The organism is Actinomadura violacea (genome assembly GCF_017573465.1).
Classification (GTDB): Bacteria; Actinomycetota; Actinomycetes; order Streptosporangiales; family Streptosporangiaceae; genus Spirillospora; species Spirillospora violacea.
In genome coordinates this window covers 291,778-312,159 of the sequence record NZ_JAGEPF010000002.1, presented here as the reverse complement: position 1 = coordinate 312,159, position 20,382 = coordinate 291,778, and the positions used below count along the sequence as shown (strand labels likewise).

Sequence of the window (20,382 nt, the reverse complement as noted above, 5' to 3'; positions counted from 1 at the left end):
CATCGACCCCTTGCTCACGCGTTCGGCGCGGTGGTTCGGTGGGGGGATGAGGGACAAGATCGCGATCGTGACCGGGGGGACGTCCGGGATCGGTAAGGAGATCGCGCGCGGGCTGGCGCGCGCGGGGTTCCTCGTCGCGATCGTGGCCCGCAGCGAGATGCGCGCGGCGGCGACGGTGGACGAGCTGACCGCGGACGTGCCGGGCGCGCGGGTCGAGGCGTTCTTCGCCGACCTGTCCGCGCGGGAGGACGTCCGGCGGGTCGCGGCGTCGCTGGAGGAGCGGTTCGACCGGCTGGACGTGCTCGTCGACAACGCGGGCGTCCACCTGATGCGGGCGAAGGAGAGCGCCGACGGGTTCGACCGGATGGTCGCGACGAACCACCTCGGACCCTTCCTGCTGACGAACCTGCTGCTCGGGCCGCTGAAGAAGGGCGCGCCGTCGCGGATCGTCGTGGTCGCGTCCGAGGCGCACCGGTTCGCCGACCGGCTGGACGTGCCGCGGATGGCGGAACCGGGCAACTACGGGGCGGCCGGGTCGCTGCGCGTCTACGGGCGCTCGAAGCTGATGAACATCCTGTTCGCGCAGGAGCTGGCGCGGCGGCTGGAAGGCACCGGCGTCACGGTGAACGCGATGTGCCCGGGGTTCGTCGCGACCGGGCTGGCCCGCGACCTGCCGGGGAGCGGGCGGATCGGCGGGCTGCTGTCGCACACCCCCGTCATGCGGACGCCGGCGCAGGGTGCGCGGATGGCGCTGAAGCTCGCGCTGGACGAGGAGTACGAGGGCCGCACCGGCGGCTTCTACAGCTCGACGCCCGGCGCGGGGCTGATCCCGGCGGCGGGGCCGCTAAAGGACGAGGTGCTCCGCCGCGCGGTGTGGGACCAGTCGGCCCGGCTCGTCGGCCTTCCGGTCCGTTAACCGCGGTATCGCACGCTCGGCTGGGCGAGGCCCTAGGCTTTGGGTGCGTGAGCCACGTCCCCCCGAACCAGCCCGCGCCGTGGAACCGGCCGCCGGGCCCGCAGCCGCCCGGCCCGCCGATGCCGGCGCCCGGGCCGCAGCCGCACCCGCAGGCGGCCGCCGCGCCGCGGCCGGGCGCGCCCAAGCCGTCGGCCCTCAAGGACCTGTTCACCGGCGTCCGCTACCTGCTGCGCGGCATCGGCTGGACGGCGCGCAACCCCGCGCAGTGGCTGTTCGGCCTGATCCCGGCGCTGATCGTGCTGGCCGTCTACGTGGCGGGGCTGGTCGCGCTGGCGTTCTACCTGGACGACCTGGCGCACTGGGTGACGCCGTTCGCGGACGGCTGGTCGGGCGCGGCGCGGACCGCGACGCGCGTCGTCGCCGGCATCGCGGTCTACGGCGCGTCGGTGTTCCTCGCCGTCCTCACCTTCACCGCGGTGACGCTGCTGGTCGGCGACCCCTTCTACGAGGCGATCGCGGTGCGGGTCGAGGAGTCGCAGGGCGGCGCGCCGCCGGAGCCGGACGTCCCGCTGCTGGTGCAGATCGGGCGCGCGCTCAAGGACGCGGTGCTGCTCGGCCTCGTCGCGCTGCTGTTCGCGGTGGTGTTCTTCGCCGCCGGGTTCCTGCCGGTGGTGGGGCAGACGGTGGTGCCGGTGATCGCGGCCCTGGTGTCCGGCTACTACCTGGCCGGGGAGTTGACGTCGATCGCGCTGGAGCGGCGCGGGCTGCTGCGCAAGGAGCGGTTCGTGCGGCTGCGGGCGAACCGGGCGCTCGCCGTCGGGTTCGGCGCGGCGACCTTTGTGGTCTTTCTCATCCCGCTCGGCGCGGTGTTCGCGATGCCGGGCGCGGTGGCCGGCGCGACCCTGCTGGCCAGGGAGCGGCTCGCGGACGACCCGCTGGTCGCGGGCGGCGCGCCCGCGTCCGCGGGGCCGCGCTGAGGTGATGACAAGATGTGTCCTCGGCGTGATGACCCGCGGTACGAAATGAATGATCTTCGCGTACCGTGTTCCGCATGTCCGATCAGGGGGAGCGCGGTGTGCGCTGGACCGACATGAGCGAGAGCGACGCGGCCGGCCGGCCGCCGGCGCCCGACGCGGGGCGCGCGACCGGCCCGCAGGTGGTCTCCTCCGAGCCGAAGGTGCCGGAGGTCTTCATGCCCGCACCGCACGGCCGCCCGGATCTGTCCGACGCCGGCGGGGAGCCGCCGCACGACGTCTGGGGCAAGGTCGAGAGCCACGCCCCCGAGGCGGAGGAGGCGCCCGCGCAGCAGGCGCCCGCGCAGCAGGCGCCCGCGCAGGAGCCGGCGGACGAGCCGGAGGCGTCCGGCCAGGGTCCCCTGACCTGGGAGGAGCCGGCCCGCGAGCAGCGGCCCGGCCCCTGGGGCGGGCCTCCGGCCGAGCAGGGGCCGGGCCCCTGGGGCGAGCCCGCGGCCGGGCGGGGACCGGGCGCGTGGGAGGAGCCGGCGGCCGAGCGCGAGCCCGCCGCCCGCCGCGAGCCCGCGTCCGAGGCCGAGCCGGAGCGGCGAGGCGCCGAGAACGCGGCCGGGAGCGGTGCGCTTCCCGACGCCGACGACGTGCGGGTCGCGCCCGTGCCCGCGCAGGGCGGGGCGCCGGATCCGGGGCAGGAGCCGCCCGGCTGGGAGGGCTCGCTGTTCGAGGACGGGCCCGGCGGGCCGGCGTCCGCCGGCGACGAGGCGCCCGCGGTGCAGGTCGGCCTCGCGGGCCCGGCGAAGGCCGGCAAGCCGAGCAGCGGCAACTGGCAGATGCCGGACTGGATGGCCGACGAGGCCGCCGCGGACGCCAAGCTCGGCGGCTCGCCCCGGACGCCCGCGGAGGGGTTCGACGAGGGCGGCGGCCGGTCCCGGCTGGTGCTGATCGGCGGCGTCGGGCTGCTGGTGGTCGCGATCCTCGCGGCCGGCGGCGTCTACTACATGACGCACAGGACCGACGACGTCCCGGCGGACCCGCCCGCCAAGGCCGGGCCGACCGGCGCGGCCGAGCAGCCGGACGAGCCGCAGGTGACGATCCCGGCGGACCGGCCGATGAAGCGGTTCCCGGGCAAGCCGAGCAAGGTCCTCGGGCGGCTGACGGACGCGGCGTCCGGGCTGTCGTACCCGCGCCTCGGCCCGCCGTGGCAGGTGCCGACGAAGAAGAACAAGCTGAGCACGCCGGGCTGGTCGGGGCAGCAGATCGTGGTGACCGAGCGGCACGGGCAGCAGCTCTGGTACGGCCAGCTCCTCACCGGGGTGCTGCCGCCGACGCTGCTCGGGGCGTTCAAGGGGCCGGGGAGCGTGAAGAAGACGACCGCGCTCGCGGCGCAGGGCTACGAGTCGCAGTACTACGCGTTCCCGCACAAGACGGCGCCGCTGGCGTCGCAGGCGCTGAACGTCGGCGGGCACAAGGGCTGGCTGATCGCCTCGTACCTGACCTACAAGCGGGCCGGGGTGCGGGCGACCGGGGAGATCGTCGCGACCGCGGTGATCGACACCGGGGGCAAGACGCCGGCGGCGGTGTTCGCGTCGCTGCCGAACACCAACAGGAAGCTGTGGCCGGACCTCAACGAGTTCCTGGGCCAGCTGAAGGTCGCGGCCTGACCCCCCTTAAGTACCGAATGCCGTTCTAATAGGCTGGCTCCGATCCCCGACGGAGAGGTGCAGTCATGGCGATCGGGCTGACGGAGGAGCACGAGGCGCTCGCGGCGTCGGTGCGCGGCTTCGCCGAGCGGAACATCCCGCCGGACGCGGCGCGCGCGGCCGGGACCGGGTTCTGGCCCGCGCTCGCGGCGCAGGGGCTGCTCGGCCTGCACCTGCCCGAGGACGCGGGCGGGCAGGGCTTCGGCCTGCTGGAGCAGGCCGTCGCGCTGGAGGAGCTCGGCCGGGCCGTCGCGCCCGGCGCGTACGCCCCGACCGTCCTGGCCTCGGCGATCCTGCACTCCGCCGGGGCCGGCACCGGCCTGCTCGCCGGCCTCGCGGACGGTTCCCGCAAGGCCGCCGTCGCCCTGTCGGGGAGCCTGGACGTGGACGGCTCCACGGTGTCCGGGACGGTGCGCCCGGTGCTCGGCGCGCCGCTCGCCGACCTGTTCCTGCTCCCCGCCGGCGGCCGCTGGGTGGTCGCCGGCCGGGACGAGGTCGAGGTCGGTGACCTGGAGTCGCTCGACATCACCCGTCCGGTCGGCTCGGTGACCGTGGACGGCCTGGACGTCCCGGACGACCGTTTCGTGGACGCGCCCGACGCCCGCGCCCTCGCCGTCGTCCTGCTGGGCGCAGAGGCGTGCGGCGTCGCGGGACGCGCGCTCGACGACGCAGTCTCCTACGCCAAGCTCCGCGAGCAGTTCGGGCGTCCGATCGGCCAGTTCCAGGGCGTCAAGCACAAGTGCTCCCGGATGCTGATCGCGCTGGAGCGCGCGCGGGCGGCCGTCTGGGACGCGGCACGGTCGTTCGGCGACGAGCCCGAGCAGCGCGCCTACGCGGTCGCGGTGGCGGGCGCGCTCGCCGCCGACGCGGCCGTCCTGTGCGCCGAGGGCAACATCCAGGTCCACGGCGGCATCGGCTACACCTACGAGCACGACGCGCACCTCTATTACCGGCGCGCTCTCACCCTGCGCGCGCTGATCGGCAGGGCGAGCGGCCACCGCGCGGACGTCGCGGAACTCGCGGTCAAGGGCGTCCGCCGCCCGATGAGCATCGAGCTGGGCGAGGACGCCGCGCCGCTGCGTACGGAGATCGGCGCGCGCGTCGCCGAGATGGCCGCGATGGAGCCGCTCGACCAGCGCGCCGCGATGGCGAAGGGCGGCTGGGTCACGCCGCACCTGCCGAAGCCGTGGGGACGCGGCGCCGGACCGCTGGAGCAGATCGTCATCCAGCAGGAGCTGAAGGCGGCGAAGGTCCGGCCCGTGCCGCTGATGATCGCGGCGTGGGTCGTCCCGTCGCTGGTCCAGTACGGCACGGCCGAGCAGCAGGAGCGGTTCCTGCCGCCGACGCTGCGCGGCGAGATCATCTGGTGCCAGCTGTTCTCCGAGCCGGGCGCGGGCTCCGACCTCGCCGGCCTGCGCACCCGCGCGGAGAGGGCCGAGGGCGGCTGGCGGATCAGCGGCCAGAAGATCTGGACGTCCCTGGCCCGCGACGCGCAGTGGGGCATCTGCATCGCGCGCACCGACCCGGACCGGCCCAAGCACGCCGGCATCACCTACTTCATCGTGGACATGGCGTCCGAGGGCATCGACGTCCGGCCGCTGCGCGAGTGCACCGGCGACGCGGTGTTCAACGAGGTGTTCCTGGACGGCGTGTTCGTCCCCGACGACCGGGTCGTCGGCCCCGTCAACGAGGGGTGGCGGGTCGCCCGCAACACCCTCGCGAACGAGCGCGTCGGGCTGACCAGCTCGTTCCAGCTCGGCGGGGACGTCCCGAAGCTGCTGCGGCTGGCCGCCGAGCTCGGCCTGGACGGGGACCCGCTCGTCCGCGACGGCATCGGCCGGCTCGCCTGCGACGAGCACGCGTTCAACCTGCTCGGCCTGCGCGCGACGCTCAAGCAGCTGTCGGGCACCGACCCGGGCGCGACGGCGAACGTCCGGAAGCTGGTCGCGATGGAGCACGGGCAGCAGGTCACCGAGTTCGGGTTCACGCTGCTCGGCGAGGACGGCGCGCTGACCGGCGGCTGGAAGGACGACCTGCGCGCGCGCTGGACCCGCTACCTGCTGGCGTCCCGCGCGATGTCGATCGGCGGCGGCACCACGGAGGTCAACCTCAACGTGATCGGCGAGCGCATCCTCGGCCTTCCCCGCGACCCCGAGCCCACCGGGTAGCGTCCAGGCGCAATGGGGAAGCGCTGGCGGCACCTGGTGGCCGCACTGACCGGGCTGGGGCTCGGGCTTGCGGCACTCGGGCCGGGGCTCGCGCCCGGGTTCGTGCTGTCCTACGACATGGTGTTCACGCCGGATCCGGCGTTCACGCCGATGACGTTCGGGCTGACCGGGACGGTCCCGAGGCAGGTGCCGAGCGACGCGTTCGTGACGGCGCTGGCGACGGTGATCCCCTCCGACGCCGTGCAGAAGCTCGTCCTGCTCGCGATCTTCGTGATGGCGTGCATGTCGGCGGCGTCGCTGGTGCCGTCGCCGCGGCTGCTGCCGCGCCTGGCCGCCGGGGTCTGCTACGCCTGGAACCCGTTCGTCGCGGAGCGGCTGCTGCTCGGCCAGTGGGCGCTGCTGCTCGGGTACGCGGCGCTGCCGTGGGTGGTCGCATCGGCGGTGCGAACGTGCGAGCGTGGCGGGACGCGGCGGCTCGTCCGCGCGCTGGTCCTTGCGGCGATCGGCGGGTTCGCGGCGCTGGCCATGTCGGGGCTGGTGGCGCTGGTCGTCGCGCTGGCGTCGTCGCGGTCGCGCGGCGGCGAACGGGTCAACGGTGCGGAACGGCTTAAAGGCGCGGTGCGGGTCGTCGGGATCGTGGTCGTGTTGAGCCTGCCGTGGCTGGTGCCCGGGGCGCTGCGCCCGGCCGGCGTGCCGGGCGACGGCACGGCGGTCGACGTGTTCGCGGCCCGGGCGGACACCCCGTTCGGCGTCCTCGGCAGCCTGCTGACGCTCGGCGGCATCTGGAACGGCGAGACGGTGCCGCGCGGCTACGGGACGCCGGTCCTGGCCGGGTTCTGGCTGGCCGTGGTGCTCGGTTCCCTGTTCGCGTATTGGAAATGGTGCCGGGAGCCGGAGTGGCGGCGGGGCGCGGCCGTCGCCGCGGCAGTCGGCTTCGTCCTGGCGGCGCTCGGGGCTGTGGCGCCGCCGGTGCTGCGGGGCGCGGTCGGACTGTGGTCCGGGTTCGCGGTGCTGCGGGACGGCCAGCAGTACGTCGCGCCGCTCGCCGTCGTGGTCGCGGTGGGCCTCGGCGTCGCCGCCGACAAGGCGATCGGCGCGCGGTTCCCGATGATCGCGGTCGGTGCCGTCGCGGCGCCCGTCCTGCTGCTGCCGACGCTGGCATGGGGCGCGGCGGGCGACCTGCGCGCCGTCCGCTACCCGGCCGACTGGGCGCGCGCGCGGGAGATCATCAACAGCGACTCGGCGCCCGGGGACGTGCTCGTGCTGCCGTGGGCGCTCTACCGCAGCTACCCCTGGAACCACGGGCGGCGCGTCCTCGACCCGCTGCCCCGCTACCTGCACCGGCGCGTGGTGGTGAACGACGCGCTGATCGTCGGCCGGACGACCATCCCAGCCGAGGACCCGCGGGCGATCGCGCTGGCCCTGGCCGCCGCGCACCCCGACTCGGCCACGCTCCGTGATCGGGACGTCCGCTACGTCGTGGTCGACGCGGAGACCGCCAAGTACCGGCCCATCGGGGCGGTGCCCGTGCTCACCGGCCCTGACCTGGCCGTTTACCGCGTCGACGGGGCGAAAGCGGGGCACGAGGACCGGGTTCCGGCGGCGCCGGTGATCGTTGCCTGGATAGCGGCGAGTGCGGTGGTTTTCTGGTCATTCCTGATCCCAGGCACTACTCTGGGGCTTCCGTTACTCGGGAGTATCCGAAGACGCAGCCCCGACCGCCTCCCTCACCACAGTCGAAGGGCCCCCTGATGCGCATCGCCATCGCCGCACTCGTCGGCGTCCTGCTCGCCGCCGGCACCTCGTTCGGCGTCGTGCAGCTTGCGAATTCGTCCCAGAAGGACCCGGTCATCAAGCCGATGTACAACTACGGCGCCCCCTGACCAGCGTGACCTGATGGGGAACCGGCGTCCCGGTCCCGCCCTGCTCGAGGTCGTCGTGCCCGCCCGCAACGAGGCCGGCCGGCTGCCCGCCGGGCTGGACCTGCTGAGCGGCAGGCTGGCCGCGCTGCCCGCGCGCGCCGAGGTGATCGTGGTCGACAACGCCAGCACCGACGCGACGGCGCGGATCGTCCGGTCCTGGCGCGGTCCCGTCCCGGTACGGCTGCTGAGCTGCGAGCGGCCCGGCAAGGGCGCCGCGGTCCGCGCCGGCCTGCTCGCCACCCGCGCCCCCTACATCGGTTTCATGGACGCCGACATGGCCACCGACCTCGCCGCGCTGGACGACGCGCTCGCCCTGCTGCGCGAGGGCCGCACCGTGGTGGTCGGGTCGCGGCGGCACGAGGCCTCCGTCGTCGAGGGGTACGCGCTGCCGGTCCGCCGGCTCGGCGCGATCACCTTCAACCGGATCGTCCGCGACCTGGTCGGCGGCATCCAGGACACCCAGTGCGGGTTCAAGTTCTTCGCCGGGCCGCTCGGCCGCGCCGCGGCCCGCGACCTGCGCACCACCGGGTTCTCCTTCGACGTCGAGCTGCTCGCGCACTGCGTGCGGCGCGGCGCGCCGGTCACCGCCATCCCGGTCGTGTGGCGCGACCGGCCCGGGTCGACGTTCTCGGTGCGCCGGCACTCGCTGCAGTGCCTGATCGACCTCGCCCGGATCCGCGCCCGCGTCGCGGGCCCGCTGGTCCCCGCGCCGGCGTCCGAGCCCGTCCTCGGCCCGCTGCCGCGCCTGCCCGAGCGCGGCCTGCCCTCGCCGTCGAGCGCCGGCCAGGGATGAGCACGCCGTTGAGGCTGGCGGTCGTCAACTGGCGCGATCCCTGGCATCCCGCCGCCGGGGGCGCCGAGCGGTACGCGTGGGAGATCGCCCGCCGGACGGCGGAACGCGGCGCCCGCGTGCACTACGTGACGTCCCGGGCGCCGGGGCAGCCGCGCCGCGACCGGGTCGACGGCGTCGACTTCGTGCGGCTCGGCGGCCGGTTCACCGTGTACCCGCTCGTCCTGCTGTGGCTGCTCGGGCGGCGGTTCGGGCGCGGCGGCGGGTTCGACGCAGTGATCGACTGCCAGAACGGCATCCCGTTCTTCACGCCGTGGGCGCTGCCGCGCCGCGTCCCGGTGTTCTGCGTGATCCACCACGTGCACGACGCCCAGTTCGGCGTGCACTTCCCGCCGTGGCTAGCCTGGATCGGACGCGTGCTGGAAGGGCCCGTGAGCCGCTGGACGTACCGGAGGCACGCGTACGTGGCCGTGTCGCCGTCCACGCTGCACGCGGTGCGGGAACGCCTCGCCTGGACGGGGCCGGTGTACCTCGTCCCGAACGGCGGCGACGAACCGCCGGACGTCACCGGCGCCGTGGCCACCGGCCACCCGCAGCTGGCCTGCGTGACGCGGCTCGTCCCGCACAAGCGGCTCGGCCTGCTACTCGACCTGGTCCGCGTCCTCGCCGACCGGCACCCGGGGCTCCGGGTCCACATCATCGGGACGGGCCCGGAGTCGGACGCGCTCGCCGCCGGGATCGACGAGCGCGGCCTGCGGGGCGTCGCTGTCGCCCACGGCTACGTGACCGAGCACGTCAAGGCCGCCCTCGTCGCCACCGCCGACCTGCACTTGAGCACCTCGCAGGGCGAGGGCTGGGGGCTCAGCGTCATCGAGGCCGCCGCGCTCGGTGTCCCCTCGGTCGCCTACGACGTGGACGGGCTGCGCGACGCCGTCCGCGACGGCGTCACCGGCTGGCTCGTCGGCCCCGGCGACGAACCGGCCGAGGTGGTGGAACGCGCGCTCAAGGAGCTCGACGAGCCGGGCCGCCGTGACGAGGTCGCCGCCCGGTGCCGGGCGTGGGCGGCCGAGTTCGACTGGGCCCGGACCGCGGGCCGGATGGGCGAGCTGGTCGAGGCGGCCGTGCGGGCCGGGTCGTCGTCCACCGCCGATGACCGGGCACAGGTCGTGCACCGGTACGGTGACGTGCACCTGCGCGTGGTGGAGGGCCCGGTGCGCGACGAGCTGCTCGCCGGACCCGGCGAGGTCCGCGAGGTCCGCGAGGCGACCGCCGTGGAGCGGCTCCTCGGCCGGCCGCGTTCCACCGGCGAGGCCGCGCGCGGCGACCTCGGGTAGGCCGCGCTGGGCGACGTCGGCGAAGGGGCGGGAGCAGAAGGGGCGAGCATGGCAGTGGGAGAGGCGAGCCCGCCGCGCGCCGGCGGCTCCCTGCCACCGGCGAGCCCGCCCGCCTCCGGCCCGCGCCCCCCGGACGGCCCGGACGCCGCCGCCCGGCTGCGCGAGCGGCTGCGGGTCGCGGCGTGCTGCCTGGCGCTGACCGCGCTGGCGTTCGGCACCCGGCCCGGGCTGATCCTCGCCGACACCAAGATCGACATGGCGGTGAACCCGCTCGGGTTCCTCGGCCGCGCGCTGCACCTGTGGGACGCCGAGCAGTTCGGCCAGCTGCAGAACCAGGCGGTCGGCTACCTGTTCCCGATGGGCCCGTTCTACGCGCTCGGGCACGTCGTCGGGATGCCGCCGTGGATCACCCAGCGGTTCTGGACGTCGCTGCTGCTGTGCCTGGCGTTCGCCGGGACGTGGAAGCTCGCGAACCGGCTCGGGATCGGCGGGCCCGGGAGCCGGCTGATCGCCGCGATGGCGTACGCGCTGGCGCCGAACGCCCTGGCGACCCTCGGCCAGATCTCCTCGGAGTACATGCCGGTCGCGATGCTGCCGTGGATCGTGCTGCCGCTGGTCACCGCCGCGTCCGGCGAGGGCGGGCGGGTGCGCGCGGCGGCCCGGTCGGGGCTCGCGGTCGCCTGCTGCGGCGGCATCAACGCGACCGCCACCGTCGCGGTGCTGATCGTCCCGCTGGTGTACGTGGTCACGCGGCCGCGCGGGTCGCACCGGATCAGGCTGCTGGCATGGTGGTCGGCGGGCACCGGCGCGGCCATGGCGTGGTGGCTCGTCCCGCTGATGCTGACCGGGACCTACGGCTTCTCCTGGCTGACCTACACCGAGAAGGCCGCGACGACGACCGCGCCGACCGGCCTGATCAACATCTTCCGCGGCGCCGAGCGCTGGGTGAACTACCTGATCGTCGACGGGCAGGTCTGGTGGCCGGTCGGGCACGGCCTGTCGGTGAGCGCCCTGCCTGTCGTCTGCACCGGCCTGATCGCCGCGCTCGGCCTCGCCGGGCTGCTCGGCCGGCTGCTGCCCGAGCGGACCTTCCTGCTCCTCACGCTGCTGGCCGGGGTCGCGGTCATCACGATGGGGCACCTCAGCGACATCCCCGGCCCGTTCGCCGCGCAGGCCCGCGACCTGCTGGACGGCCCGCTCGCGCCGCTGCGCAACCTGCACAAGTTCGACGCGGTGGTCCGGCTGCCGCTCGCGCTCGGGCTCGCGCACCTGCTCGTCGTGGCCGTCCGCAGGAAGGACGCCGCGCGGGTGCGCGCCCCGGGCTTCGGCGGCGCGATGCGCGCCGTGCTGAGCGTGCCCGCCGTCGCGCTCGTCGCGCTGGCCGGGATCGGCGCGACGGCCGTGTCGAACGGGCTGACCGGGCCCGGCTCCTTCCCGGAGGTGCCGAAGTACTGGCGGGACGCCGCGTCGTGGATCAACGCGCGGGCCGGGCAGCAGGGCGTGCTGGCGCTGCCCGGCGCGCCGTTCGGCGAGTACGTGTGGGGCCGGCCGATGGACGACATCGTGCAGCCGCTGCTGACCGCCCGCTGGGGCGTCCGGCAGCTCGTCCCGGCCGGGTCGCCCGGCTACACGCGGGCGCTGGATGCGATCGATCTGCAGGTCCGCTCGGGCCAGGGTTCGCCGGGGCTGGCCGCGTTCCTGGGCCGGATGGGGGTGCGGTATCTGCTGGTCCGCAACGACCTGAGCCGCGAGGCGCTGCGCGGCGCCTGGCCCGCCCGGCTGCACCAGGCGCTCGCCGACTCGCCCGGCATCCGCCGCGCCGCCTCGTTCGGCGCGCCCGTCGGCGGCGACCTGGTCGACGATGCGGTGTCGGCCACCGACCAGAAGTACCCGGCGCTGGAGGTCTATGAGGTCTCCGGCGCCGACGACGTCGCGAACCTGTCGGACGCGTCCGGCGCCCTCCGCGTCTACGGCGGGCCGGAGTCGCTGCTGGCGATGGCCGACGACCGGGCGCTGCCGTCCGGGCCCGTCCTGCTCGACGACGATGCCCCCGACCTGCGCGGCGAACCCGTCGTGACCGACTCGCCCCGGCTGCTGAAACGCAACTACGGCGAGCTGCACCAGACGTCCCCGACGCTCACGCAGGCGCACAAGGGGCAGGCCACCGACGTCCTGGACAAGGGCTGGGAGCGGTACACCACCCACGTCACCTACGGCGGCGGGGTCCGCGACGTCACCGCGTCGACGTCGGCGGCGGCCGACGACGCCATCCCGCAGTCCCGCAAACCCGGCGCGGAACCGTACGCGGCGCTGGACGGCGACCCGTTCACCGCCTGGCGGACCGGCGGCTGGAACGGGCCCGTCGGGCAGTGGCTCCGGATCGACTTCGACAAACCCCGCGACGTCCGCAACCTGACCGCCGTGTTCGACCAGGACTCCACGCTCGGCCCCGCCGTCGCGCGGGTCGCCGTCCAGACCGAGCACGGCACCGTGGAGCAGGACGTCCAGCGGACCTCCGCCGCCCAGCCGCTCCGCGCCCCCGACGGGACGAGCCGCTGGGTGAAGCTGCGGATCACCGGGCTCGCGACGAAGCCGGCGGTGCCCGCGTTCGCCAGCGCCGGCGTGTCCGAGCTGGGCATCGGCGGCGTCCACCCGACCCGCACGTACACGCTGCCGGCGCCGTCCGGGGTGAAGGGCCAGGCCACGTACGTGCTGAGCCGGGCGCCCGGCGGCACGTCCGAGTGCATGCAGGGCAGCGCGCGGTGGGTGTGCTCGCCGTCGCTCGCGTCCGGCGACGAGGAGGGCGACGGCTTCGACCGCGCCTACACCTCCGCCGTGGGCGGCAAGACGCCGCTCACCGGGACCGCCGTCCTCACCGACCAGCAACTGATCGCCCGGTACACGGCCGTGGCCGGGCAGCCGCTCGTCACCGCCACGTCCGTCCAGTCCGACCACCCCGCCGACCAGGCGCGGTCGGCGTTCGACGGCGACCCGTCGACCACATGGATCGCCGCCGACAAGGACCGGGCGCCCGCGATCTCCGTCCAGTGGAAGGGCCGCAAGCGGCTGTCGAAGCTGACCCTGAACCGGCCGCCCGGCGCGTCCGGCCCGGTCCGGGTGCGGATCGAGGGGCAGAACGGCGAGTACCGCGAGGGCCTGTCGGACGGGCTGGGCCGGCTGTCGTTCGCGCCGATGACCACCGACCGGCTGACGGTCGCCTTCCCCAAGGACGACCAGGTCGGGCCGGTTCAGCTCACCGACCTGACCATCCCCGGCGTCCGGCCGCTGCCGGACGTGGCGGAGTCCCCGCTGACGCTCGCGTGCGGGTACGGGCCGAAGCTGCGCGTGAACGGGACGACCGTGCAGACCAAGGCCACCGGCACGTTCGGCGACCTGCTCGCCGGCCGGCCGCTGCGCTTCGCCGCCTGCCGCCAGGCGCCGCTGAAGGCCGGCCTGAACCACCTGACTTCGGTGCCGCTGGACGCCTACCGCATCGACACCGTCACCGCCGGCCCGCAGGCCGTCGCGAACGGTGCCGACGGTGCGGGCAGCGCGGACGAGCCGCAGCCGGTCAAGGTGCTGAACTGGGGATCCGGCTCCCGCAAGCTGGAGGTCGACGCCGCGAAGAACTCGTTCCTCACCGTGAACGAGAACTTCAACACCGGCTGGCGCGCCACCGCCGGCGGCACCGCGCTGCGCGCCGTCCGGCTCGACGGCTGGAAGCAGGGCTGGCTCGTTCCCGCCGGGACCAAGGGTGTCGTCCAGCTCACCTACACCCCGGACCGGTCGCAGCGGATCGCCGTCGTCGCCGGCCTCAACCTGCTGCTCGTCCTGCTGCTGGTCGCGGTCTGGCCGGCCCGGGAGCGGCGCGGGGCGGGGCCGTCCGGCGGCCGCGCCCTGGTCCCCGGGACGGGCTGGCCCGCCTGGGCCGCGATCGGCCTCGCCGCCGCGCTCGGCGGCTGGATCGCCGGGATCCCGGGCCTCGCCGTCACCGCCGCGGTGGCGGCCGGCTGCGGCTGGGCGCGGACGGGGCGGGCCTGGCCGCTGCGCGCCCTCGCCTCCCCGTGGACGGTCGTGATCGCGATGGTCGCCGGAGCGGGCTGCCTCGCCGCCGGGAACCGGTTCGGGCTGCTGGACAACCCGTCCAAGCCGGACGGACTGCTCGGCGACGTCGTTCCGCAGCTGCTCGGGCTGGTGATCGTCGGACGGGTCGCGGTGGAGCTGTGGCGGCCCCGGCCGCCCGGCGGGCCCGGCGGCGGATCCGCCGGGCGGATCGCGCTCAGCTGGGCCGCTCCCGGGCAGGGGCCCGCCGCGCCCGGGACCGCGCCCGCGCCGCAGGCACCGGGTCCGGAACCGTCCGGCCGGGGTCGTCGCGGTCGTCGGGGCCGCCGCGGGGACGGCGCCGGTAGAGCAGCGCCATCACCGGCTTCTCCACCAGGTAGTAGCTCGCCGTCGCCGCTGCGATGGACGCCGCCGCCAGCAGGGGCAGATCCGTCAGGACGTTCCCCTGGTACAGCCGGTCCGCCGCGTCGTACCAGGCCAGAAGAATGATCATCTGCCAGAGGAAGACGCCGTAGGAGATCCGGCCGAGGAACCGCATCACCGGGTTGCCGAACACGCCCTCGATCACCGGGTGCCCGGCCGGCGCGAACGCGATCGGCGCGACCAGCGCGACCGCGACGAGCCCGAACACGACCATGTGCAGGACGGACGTCCACAGGCGGTCCGGCGTCTGCAGGGTGTACGGGCCGGTCGCGGGCGTCGCGGCGATGACGTACAGCATCGCCGCCGCCGCCCAGCAGGCGCCCCAGGAGTCGGCGACGGCGCGGCACATCGCGGCGACCGGCCGCCGCTGGTCCAGCCGGGCCCACACCGTCACCACGGCCAGCGCCATGCCGATCGCGAACCACACGAAGAAGTGCGGCGGCCACAGGCCCATCTGCTTGTGCCGGTGCGGCACGAACATGAGGACGACATAGACGAACGAGAGCGCCCCGTACACGCCGATCGCGAGCAGCAGACGCTTCGCCCGCACGCCCGGGTCGTGCGTCGGGACCCGCTTGGCGTACCAGGCCAGCACCGGCGCGGTCAGCGGCAGCAGCGCGTACCAGCCGACCTCCGCCACCAGGCTCCACGTCTGCCCGATACGCGCCGGGCCGAGGCCGCCGCCCCACCACGGGTGCGGCAGGTACGTCTGCGTCAGCGTCAGCAGCGAACCCCACGTCAGCGGGTCCCCGATGTGCGCGCGCGCGGACGTGACCATGAAGACGACGATCAGCGCCCAGTACGCGGGCATGATCCGCAGCACCCGCTTGAGCAGGTACTCGCCGGTGCGCGGCGCGGCCCGCCCGGCCAGCACCGCCGCCGCCCACGGCCGGTAGAGCAGCAGGCCGGACAGCGTGAAGAAGATCGGCACGCCGACCTGGCCGCCGTTGAACAGCCAGCCGGAGCCGCCCTGCCGGGTCATCGCCCCCGATGCGCTCGCCACGTGGAAGGCCAGGACGGCCAGCGCCGCGAGCGCCCGGACGCCGTCCAGCGCGTCCTGGTGCCCGGAGATCGGCGGCGGAGCGGGCCCGGCCTGCGGCGGCGCCGGCCTCACGGGCTCTTCTTCCGCAGCACCAGCAGCAGATTCCAGGTCGCGATCTCCCGCAGGCCGGGGACGCGGACGATCACCGCCGCCCAGCGGGGCAGGTAGCGGGGCAGCGCCGCGACCACCTCGACGTCCGCGTTGCCGCGCGCCCACGCGAGCGCCGCCGCCACCGACACCGGGTGCAGGCTCTCGCCGTACCGGTTCCGCGGCGGGCGTCCGGTGCGCCGCTCGTACCGGCGGGCCGCCCGGTCACCGCCGAGGTAGTGCCATGGCGACGTCTCGTGCCCGCCCCACGGGGACAGCCAGTTCGTGAACGACAGGAACACCAGTCCGCCCGGACGCGTCACCCGGACCATCTCGCCCGCCATCCGCCACGGGTCGGGCACGTGCTCCAGGACGTTGGAGGAGAAGCAGACGTCGGCGGCGCCCGTCCGGTAGGGGAGGGCCAGCGCGCTGGCGACGAGCGTGTTCGGCGCCGAAGGGCCGAGCGCGGTCAGTTCCTTGATGTCGTGGTCGATGCCGGTGCAGCGCGCCCCGGCCGCCTCCAGCGCGCGCGCGAACTGGCCGAGTCCGGTCCCCACGTCGATGACGGTCGCGCCGTCCAGGCGGGCGTACGAGCCGAGTTGCGCGGCCGTGTCCCGCGCCATCAGCCCGTAGAAGTACTCCGGGTCGGTGCCCTCCCGGCGGAACGCGCCGAACAGCCGGAGGCACCGGCCGAACGTGGCGCGGTGGCCGGGCGCGGCGCGGCGGTCCTGCTCGGGCGCCGGGGCAGCGGCCGGTCGGTCCATGGCAACCTCACGGATCACGGGGAGTACAGGCGGAGCTTACCGGCCGCCGGTATGGGAAGATTCTTCAGATTCGCGCGGTGAGTGGCGGATGCTATTGGACGGGTGGTTTGGCAAGTCCTGTAGCCTGACCGCGCACGCCGGAATCCGGCCTCACGGCACGGGGAACGGACCGCAGTCCCGGAGGTGTTCATGCGGCGACCGGTGGTCGGCCTGATCCTGATCGGCCTGGGCGCCTTCTTTCTCGCGCTCGCGCCGCTGGTCCGGTTCTACGTGGCCGACCAGGTGGTGCAGGCGCCGCTGAACCACTACCAGGTCACCCGGCTGGAGTCGCCGAACAGCACCTACTTCGACCAGTCGGACCTGAAGCTGAAGAACGGCGTCACGCTGCGCGCCAACAACACCATCCGCGGCGACGTCCGGGCCAACGGCGGCAACAACAAGATCGCCGTCTGGGACTCCACCACCGACATCTACGACCAGGCCAAGCCCGACACCCCGGTGCAGATCCAGAAGTTCCGGATCGCGTTCGACCGCCGGACGGGCCTGCTCGTCAACTGCTGCGGCGCCAACGTCGAGGGTGACAGCACCGTCCGGATGTCGGGGTACGGGCTGCTGTTCCCGATCGGGAACGTGCAGAAGCGCGACTACCCGTTCTTCGACATGACCACCAAGCAGCAGGCGCCGATGCAGTTCGGCGCCGTCGAGCGGGTGCGCGGCCTCGCGACCTACCGGTTCACCCAGCACATCCCGCTGACCAAGACGGCCTCGCTCGACACCAAGATGCCGGCGGACATGCTCGGGCTGCCCGCCGACAAGGGCGCCCAGAAGGCCGACCGCTACACCGAGGCCTACAACACCATGTGGGTGGACCCGCGCACCGGCGTGCCGGTCAAGCAGCGGGAGAACATCCGCAGCTGGGTGCAGACGCCCGACGGCAAGGGCAAGATGCTCGTCGCGCAGGCCGACCTGATCACCCTCGACAAGGACCAGCGGGACCTGGTCAAGATGTCGGACAAGACGGCGCTGCAGATCGACCTCGTGCGCAGCTACGTGCCGGCGGGCACGGTGTTCGCCGGGCTGGTGCTGCTGCTCGCCGGCGGCCTGCTCGGGCTGGCGCGCGACCGGACGCCGCCGCCGGTCGAGGCGCCGCGGCGCGCCGACGGCAAGTTCGGCGACGCGGGCCCGCCCCAGCCCCTCGCCGCCTCGGCGGCCCCCGGCGCACCCGGCGCACCCGGCGCACCCGGCGGCCCCGAAACACCCGGCGGCCCAGGCGCGCCCGCGGCCCCCGGTGCGTCCGGTGAGGGCGCGGCCGCCTCTCCCGCCGCGCCGCCCGGGTCGTTCGCGGCGCGTGCCGCGGCCCCGCCCGGGTCGTTCGCGGACGGCGGCGCGGCCCCCGCGGCCAAGCCGGACGGTGCCGCACCGGCGCCCGCCCAGGGCGGCAAGCCGCAGGCACGGCGGGCGCCGTCCGACGGCCGCCAGCGCCGGCTGCCGTCGCGCCGCCGCTGACCCCTCACGTCCACCACCGGGCCCCGCGGGCCGCACCGGCCGCGGGGCCTTCGCGTGTCCCGGCCGCATGTTGATACGTGTTCTAGGGGCGTCTGCAACGTTCGGACCACCTGTTCTGCGTGCCCAGGAGATTTCCTCAACTAGAACCTGTTGCAGTTTTGGGCGGACGCGCCTAGGGTCGAGACCGTGCGGACACGAGTCACCGAACAATTCGGCATCGAGTACCCGATCTTTGCGTTCAGTCACTGCCGCGACGTCGTCGCGGCGGTGAGCCGCGCCGGCGGCATGGGCGTCCTCGGCGCCCTGTACTTCACCCCCGAGGAGCTCGAGCTCGAGCTCAAGTGGATCGACGAGCACGTCGGCGGCAAGCCGTACGGCGTGGACGTGGTGATGCCCGCCAAGTACGAGGGCGCCGACCTCGGCGACGCCGAGGAACTGGTCGGCAAGCTCCAGGGCATGATCCCGGCCGAGCACCGTCAGTTCCTGGAGAACCTGCTCCAGGAGCACGGCGTCGAGGCGTCCACCGAGAGCGCGAGCAAGGTGCTGCTCGGCTGGACCGACCAGACGGCCCGGCCGCAGGTCGAGATCGCCCTCAAGCACCCGATCGCGCTGCTGGCGAGCGCCCTCGGCCCGCCCCCGGCCGACGTCGCCGAGCTGGCCCACCAGCACGGCGTGAAGGTCGGCGGCCTGGCCTCCAACGCGCGGCACGCCCGCAAGCAGGTCGAGGCCGGCGTGGACATCATCATCGCGCAGGGCACCGAGGCCGGCGGCCACACCGGCGACGTGTCCACGATGGTGCTGATCCCCGAGGTCGTGGACGCGGTCGGCGAGGACACCATCGTCCTCGCGGCGGGCGGCATCGGCCGCGGCCGGCAGATGGCGGCCGGGCTCGCGCTCGGCGCCGACGGCGTCTGGACCGGGTCGATCTGGCTGACCGTCGACGAGGCGGACACCCCCGAGCGGGCGCTGCCGAAGCTGCTCGCGGCCACCTCCCGCGACACGGTCCGGTCCCGGGCCTGGACGGGCAAGCCCGCGCGGTTCCTCAAGACCGCGTGGACCGAGGCGTGGGAGAGCGAGAAGTCGCCCGGCTACCTGCCGATGCCGATGCAGTTCATGCTGATCGCCGACGCGCTGCCGCGGATCGCCCGGTCCGGCGACGGCGAGCTGGTCACCTTCCCGGTCGGCCAGATCGTCGGCTCGATGAACCAGGTGAAGCCGGCCGCCCAGGTCGTCTACGACCTGATCGAGGAGTACGTCGAGTCGATCGAGCGGCTCAACACGATCACCGAAGGCTGACCCCCACCAGGGCAGGGACGGCGGCCGGGGCGCATCGCGCGCCCCGGCCGCCGCCGCGTCGGCGGGTACTCGATGGCGTCGACGCGCAGCGCGCCGGTGAACCGCTCCGGCCCGATCCAGGATCGCCGAAAAAGATGATCAAAGCGGTAAAATTCGAGATTCTTCCACGCGTCCGTGCCGGGCCCTGTTAGCTTCTGCCCTTTCAAGATCAATTTCGGCAGGCGAAGGAGCAGGGTGAAGACACGCAGGAAACTGGTCGTCACGGGAGCGGCGGTCGCGCTGGGCGCGGCGGCGGTCACGGCCGGGATCACCACCGCGACGGGGTCGGGCGAGAAGCACGCGGCGTCCTCGGTCGCGGCGGCCGAGGGGACGGTGTGGCCCATCGTCCAGAGCACCCCCACGGCGGACAAGAGCAACGCCCTCGGCAGTCTCGCCACGGCCCCGGACGGCACCATGTGGGCCGCCGGCGGCCAGTACGGCTCCTCGGATTCCAAGCCGATCCTCCAGCGGCTGACCGGCGACACCTGGACCGACGTGGCGCTGCCCGCGGCCGCGAGCCCGTACTACTTCAACGCCGTCGCGGCGACGTCGGCGTCGAATCTGTGGGTGGCCGGCCAGCTGAACACCTCGGGCGACACCAACGCCGTGCTGCACTGGAACGGCAAGACCTGGAGCACGGCCAAGTTCCCGTACAGCTTCACGCCGAGGGAGATCGCCACCGCCGGCGCCGGCAGCACGTGGGTGGTCGGCTTCTCGGAGGCCAAGCACTGGGACGGAACGGCTTGGGCCGACACCCCGATCGGGGTCAAGCCCTACGCCATCACCGCCGTCTCGCCCACCAGCGCGTGGGTGGTCGGCTGGGCGGGCGAGGGCAAGCCCGCCACCGCCCACTGGAATGGCAAGTCCTGGACCACCATCCCGTTCCCGGACGTCGCGGGGACCGTCCAGGGCGAGATCGCATCGGCGCTGAGCGACGTGTACGCCGCCTCCGACAACGACGTCTGGGCGGTCGGTACGGCCCGGGTCGCGGACGCGGCGGGCAAGGCCTCCTCCCGGGCGATGCTGGCGCACTGGAATGGCACCAAGTGGACGAACGTCCTCGGCGCCGCCGGCACTTCCATGGGCAAGATCGCCTCCGACGGCGCCGGCGGCATCTGGGTCACGTCCGGCAGCACCCTGCGCCACCGCACCAAGGCGGGCGTCTGGTCCAACGAGACGCTCGCCGCGCCCGCGGGGACCACGGTCAGGGCGTCCGCACTGGCCCTCCGCCCGGGGACCACGACCATGTGGGCTGTCGGGCAGACCTCCACCACGGCGACGAAGGGGGCCGACCTGGCGCACTGGCGCCGCAAGTAACGGTGCGGCGAGTGAGGCTGAAGTAGCGAGACCGGCGCCCGTCCC

General features: G+C 74.5%; 13 protein-coding genes and 1 pseudogene. 12 read left to right on the top strand and 2 right to left on the bottom strand.

From position 1 onward, the window contains the following. Positions 1-46 precede the first annotated feature (46 nt). From J4709_RS03820 to J4709_RS52865, 9 genes and pseudogenes are all read left to right on the top strand, one after another. Positions 47-916, top strand: coding sequence for an SDR family NAD(P)-dependent oxidoreductase (locus J4709_RS03820; RefSeq protein WP_208236894.1), 870 nt, complete (start codon positions 47-49; stop codon positions 914-916). Between the two features lie 47 nt (positions 917-963). Beyond that, on the top strand, positions 964-1,893 hold the full coding sequence (locus J4709_RS03815) for an EI24 domain-containing protein (protein WP_307800925.1): 930 nt from the start codon (positions 964-966) through the stop codon (positions 1,891-1,893). 74 nt (positions 1,894-1,967) lie between these two features. Then, a complete protein-coding gene (locus tag J4709_RS03810; RefSeq protein ID WP_208236886.1) occupies positions 1,968-3,548 on the top strand; it encodes a hypothetical protein in 1,581 nt (526 codons plus the stop codon). 65 nt (positions 3,549-3,613) lie between these two features. Continuing rightward, positions 3,614-5,755: an acyl-CoA dehydrogenase family protein gene (locus J4709_RS03805; protein WP_208236884.1), complete on the top strand. Its 2,142-nt coding sequence runs from the start codon at positions 3,614-3,616 to the stop codon at positions 5,753-5,755. A 12-nt stretch (positions 5,756-5,767) separates the two neighbouring features. Then, positions 5,768-7,507, top strand: a complete 1,740-nt coding sequence (locus J4709_RS03800) for an MmpA family trehalose lipid delivery protein (RefSeq protein ID WP_208236882.1) — start codon at positions 5,768-5,770, stop codon at positions 7,505-7,507. After that, positions 7,507-7,638, top strand: coding sequence for a hypothetical protein (locus J4709_RS54470; protein WP_269757057.1), 132 nt, complete (start codon positions 7,507-7,509; stop codon positions 7,636-7,638). The genes J4709_RS03800 and J4709_RS54470 overlap by 1 nt, the downstream gene beginning before the upstream one ends. A gap of 13 nt (positions 7,639-7,651) precedes the next feature. Further along, the gene (locus J4709_RS03795; RefSeq protein ID WP_208236874.1) at positions 7,652-8,470 is read left to right on the top strand and encodes a glycosyltransferase; all 819 of its coding nucleotides are present in this window, start codon (positions 7,652-7,654) and stop codon (positions 8,468-8,470) included. Positions 8,471-8,478: 8 nt separating this feature from the next. Next, the gene (locus tag J4709_RS03790; RefSeq protein ID WP_232382900.1) at positions 8,479-9,801 is read left to right on the top strand and encodes a glycosyltransferase family 4 protein; all 1,323 of its coding nucleotides are present in this window, start codon (positions 8,479-8,481) and stop codon (positions 9,799-9,801) included. Between the two features lie 48 nt (positions 9,802-9,849). Further along, positions 9,850-13,029: pseudogene (locus J4709_RS52865) on the top strand (alpha-(1->3)-arabinofuranosyltransferase domain-containing protein); the annotation flags it as partial. A 1,051-nt stretch (positions 13,030-14,080) separates the two neighbouring features. Here the strand turns inward: J4709_RS52865 and J4709_RS52860 are convergent. Further along, a complete protein-coding gene (locus J4709_RS52860; protein WP_307800923.1) occupies positions 14,081-15,400 on the bottom strand; it encodes an acyltransferase family protein in 1,320 nt (439 codons plus the stop codon). Then, entirely contained in the window at positions 15,397-16,179 is a 783-nt protein-coding gene (locus J4709_RS03780) for a class I SAM-dependent methyltransferase (protein WP_208236869.1), read from the bottom strand. Before J4709_RS03780 ends, J4709_RS52860 begins: the two co-directional genes overlap by 4 nt. A gap of 189 nt (positions 16,180-16,368) precedes the next feature. Between J4709_RS03780 and pgfA the strand changes: the two genes are divergently transcribed. From pgfA to J4709_RS03765, 3 genes are all read left to right on the top strand, one after another. Further along, complete coding sequence (pgfA, locus tag J4709_RS03775) at positions 16,369-17,685, top strand: cell envelope lipid trafficking protein PgfA (RefSeq protein WP_208236867.1); 1,317 nt, start codon at positions 16,369-16,371, stop codon at positions 17,683-17,685. A 186-nt stretch (positions 17,686-17,871) separates the two neighbouring features. Beyond that, entirely contained in the window at positions 17,872-18,981 is a 1,110-nt protein-coding gene (locus J4709_RS03770) for an NAD(P)H-dependent flavin oxidoreductase (RefSeq protein WP_208236865.1), read from the top strand. A 234-nt stretch (positions 18,982-19,215) separates the two neighbouring features. Then, the gene (locus J4709_RS03765) at positions 19,216-20,337 is read left to right on the top strand and encodes a hypothetical protein (RefSeq protein WP_208236863.1); all 1,122 of its coding nucleotides are present in this window, start codon (positions 19,216-19,218) and stop codon (positions 20,335-20,337) included. Positions 20,338-20,382 lie beyond the last annotated feature (45 nt).

Excerpts from the sequence above, each read along its gene's own strand:
- J4709_RS03820 (WP_208236894.1), top strand. The coding sequence starts at position 47 with ATGAGGGACAAGATCGCGATCGTGACCGGGGGGACGTCCGGGATCGGT.
- J4709_RS03810 (WP_208236886.1), top strand. The coding sequence starts at position 1,968 with ATGTCCGATCAGGGGGAGCGCGGTGTGCGCTGGACCGACATGAGCGAG.
- J4709_RS03805 (WP_208236884.1), top strand. The coding sequence starts at position 3,614 with ATGGCGATCGGGCTGACGGAGGAGCACGAGGCGCTCGCGGCGTCGGTG.
- J4709_RS03800 (WP_208236882.1), top strand. The coding sequence starts at position 5,768 with ATGGGGAAGCGCTGGCGGCACCTGGTGGCCGCACTGACCGGGCTGGGG.
- J4709_RS54470 (WP_269757057.1), top strand. The coding sequence starts at position 7,507 with ATGCGCATCGCCATCGCCGCACTCGTCGGCGTCCTGCTCGCCGCCGGC.
- J4709_RS03795 (WP_208236874.1), top strand. The coding sequence starts at position 7,652 with ATGGGGAACCGGCGTCCCGGTCCCGCCCTGCTCGAGGTCGTCGTGCCC.
- J4709_RS03780 (WP_208236869.1), bottom strand. The coding sequence starts at position 16,179 with ATGGACCGACCGGCCGCTGCCCCGGCGCCCGAGCAGGACCGCCGCGCC.
- pgfA (WP_208236867.1), top strand. The coding sequence starts at position 16,369 with ATGCGGCGACCGGTGGTCGGCCTGATCCTGATCGGCCTGGGCGCCTTC.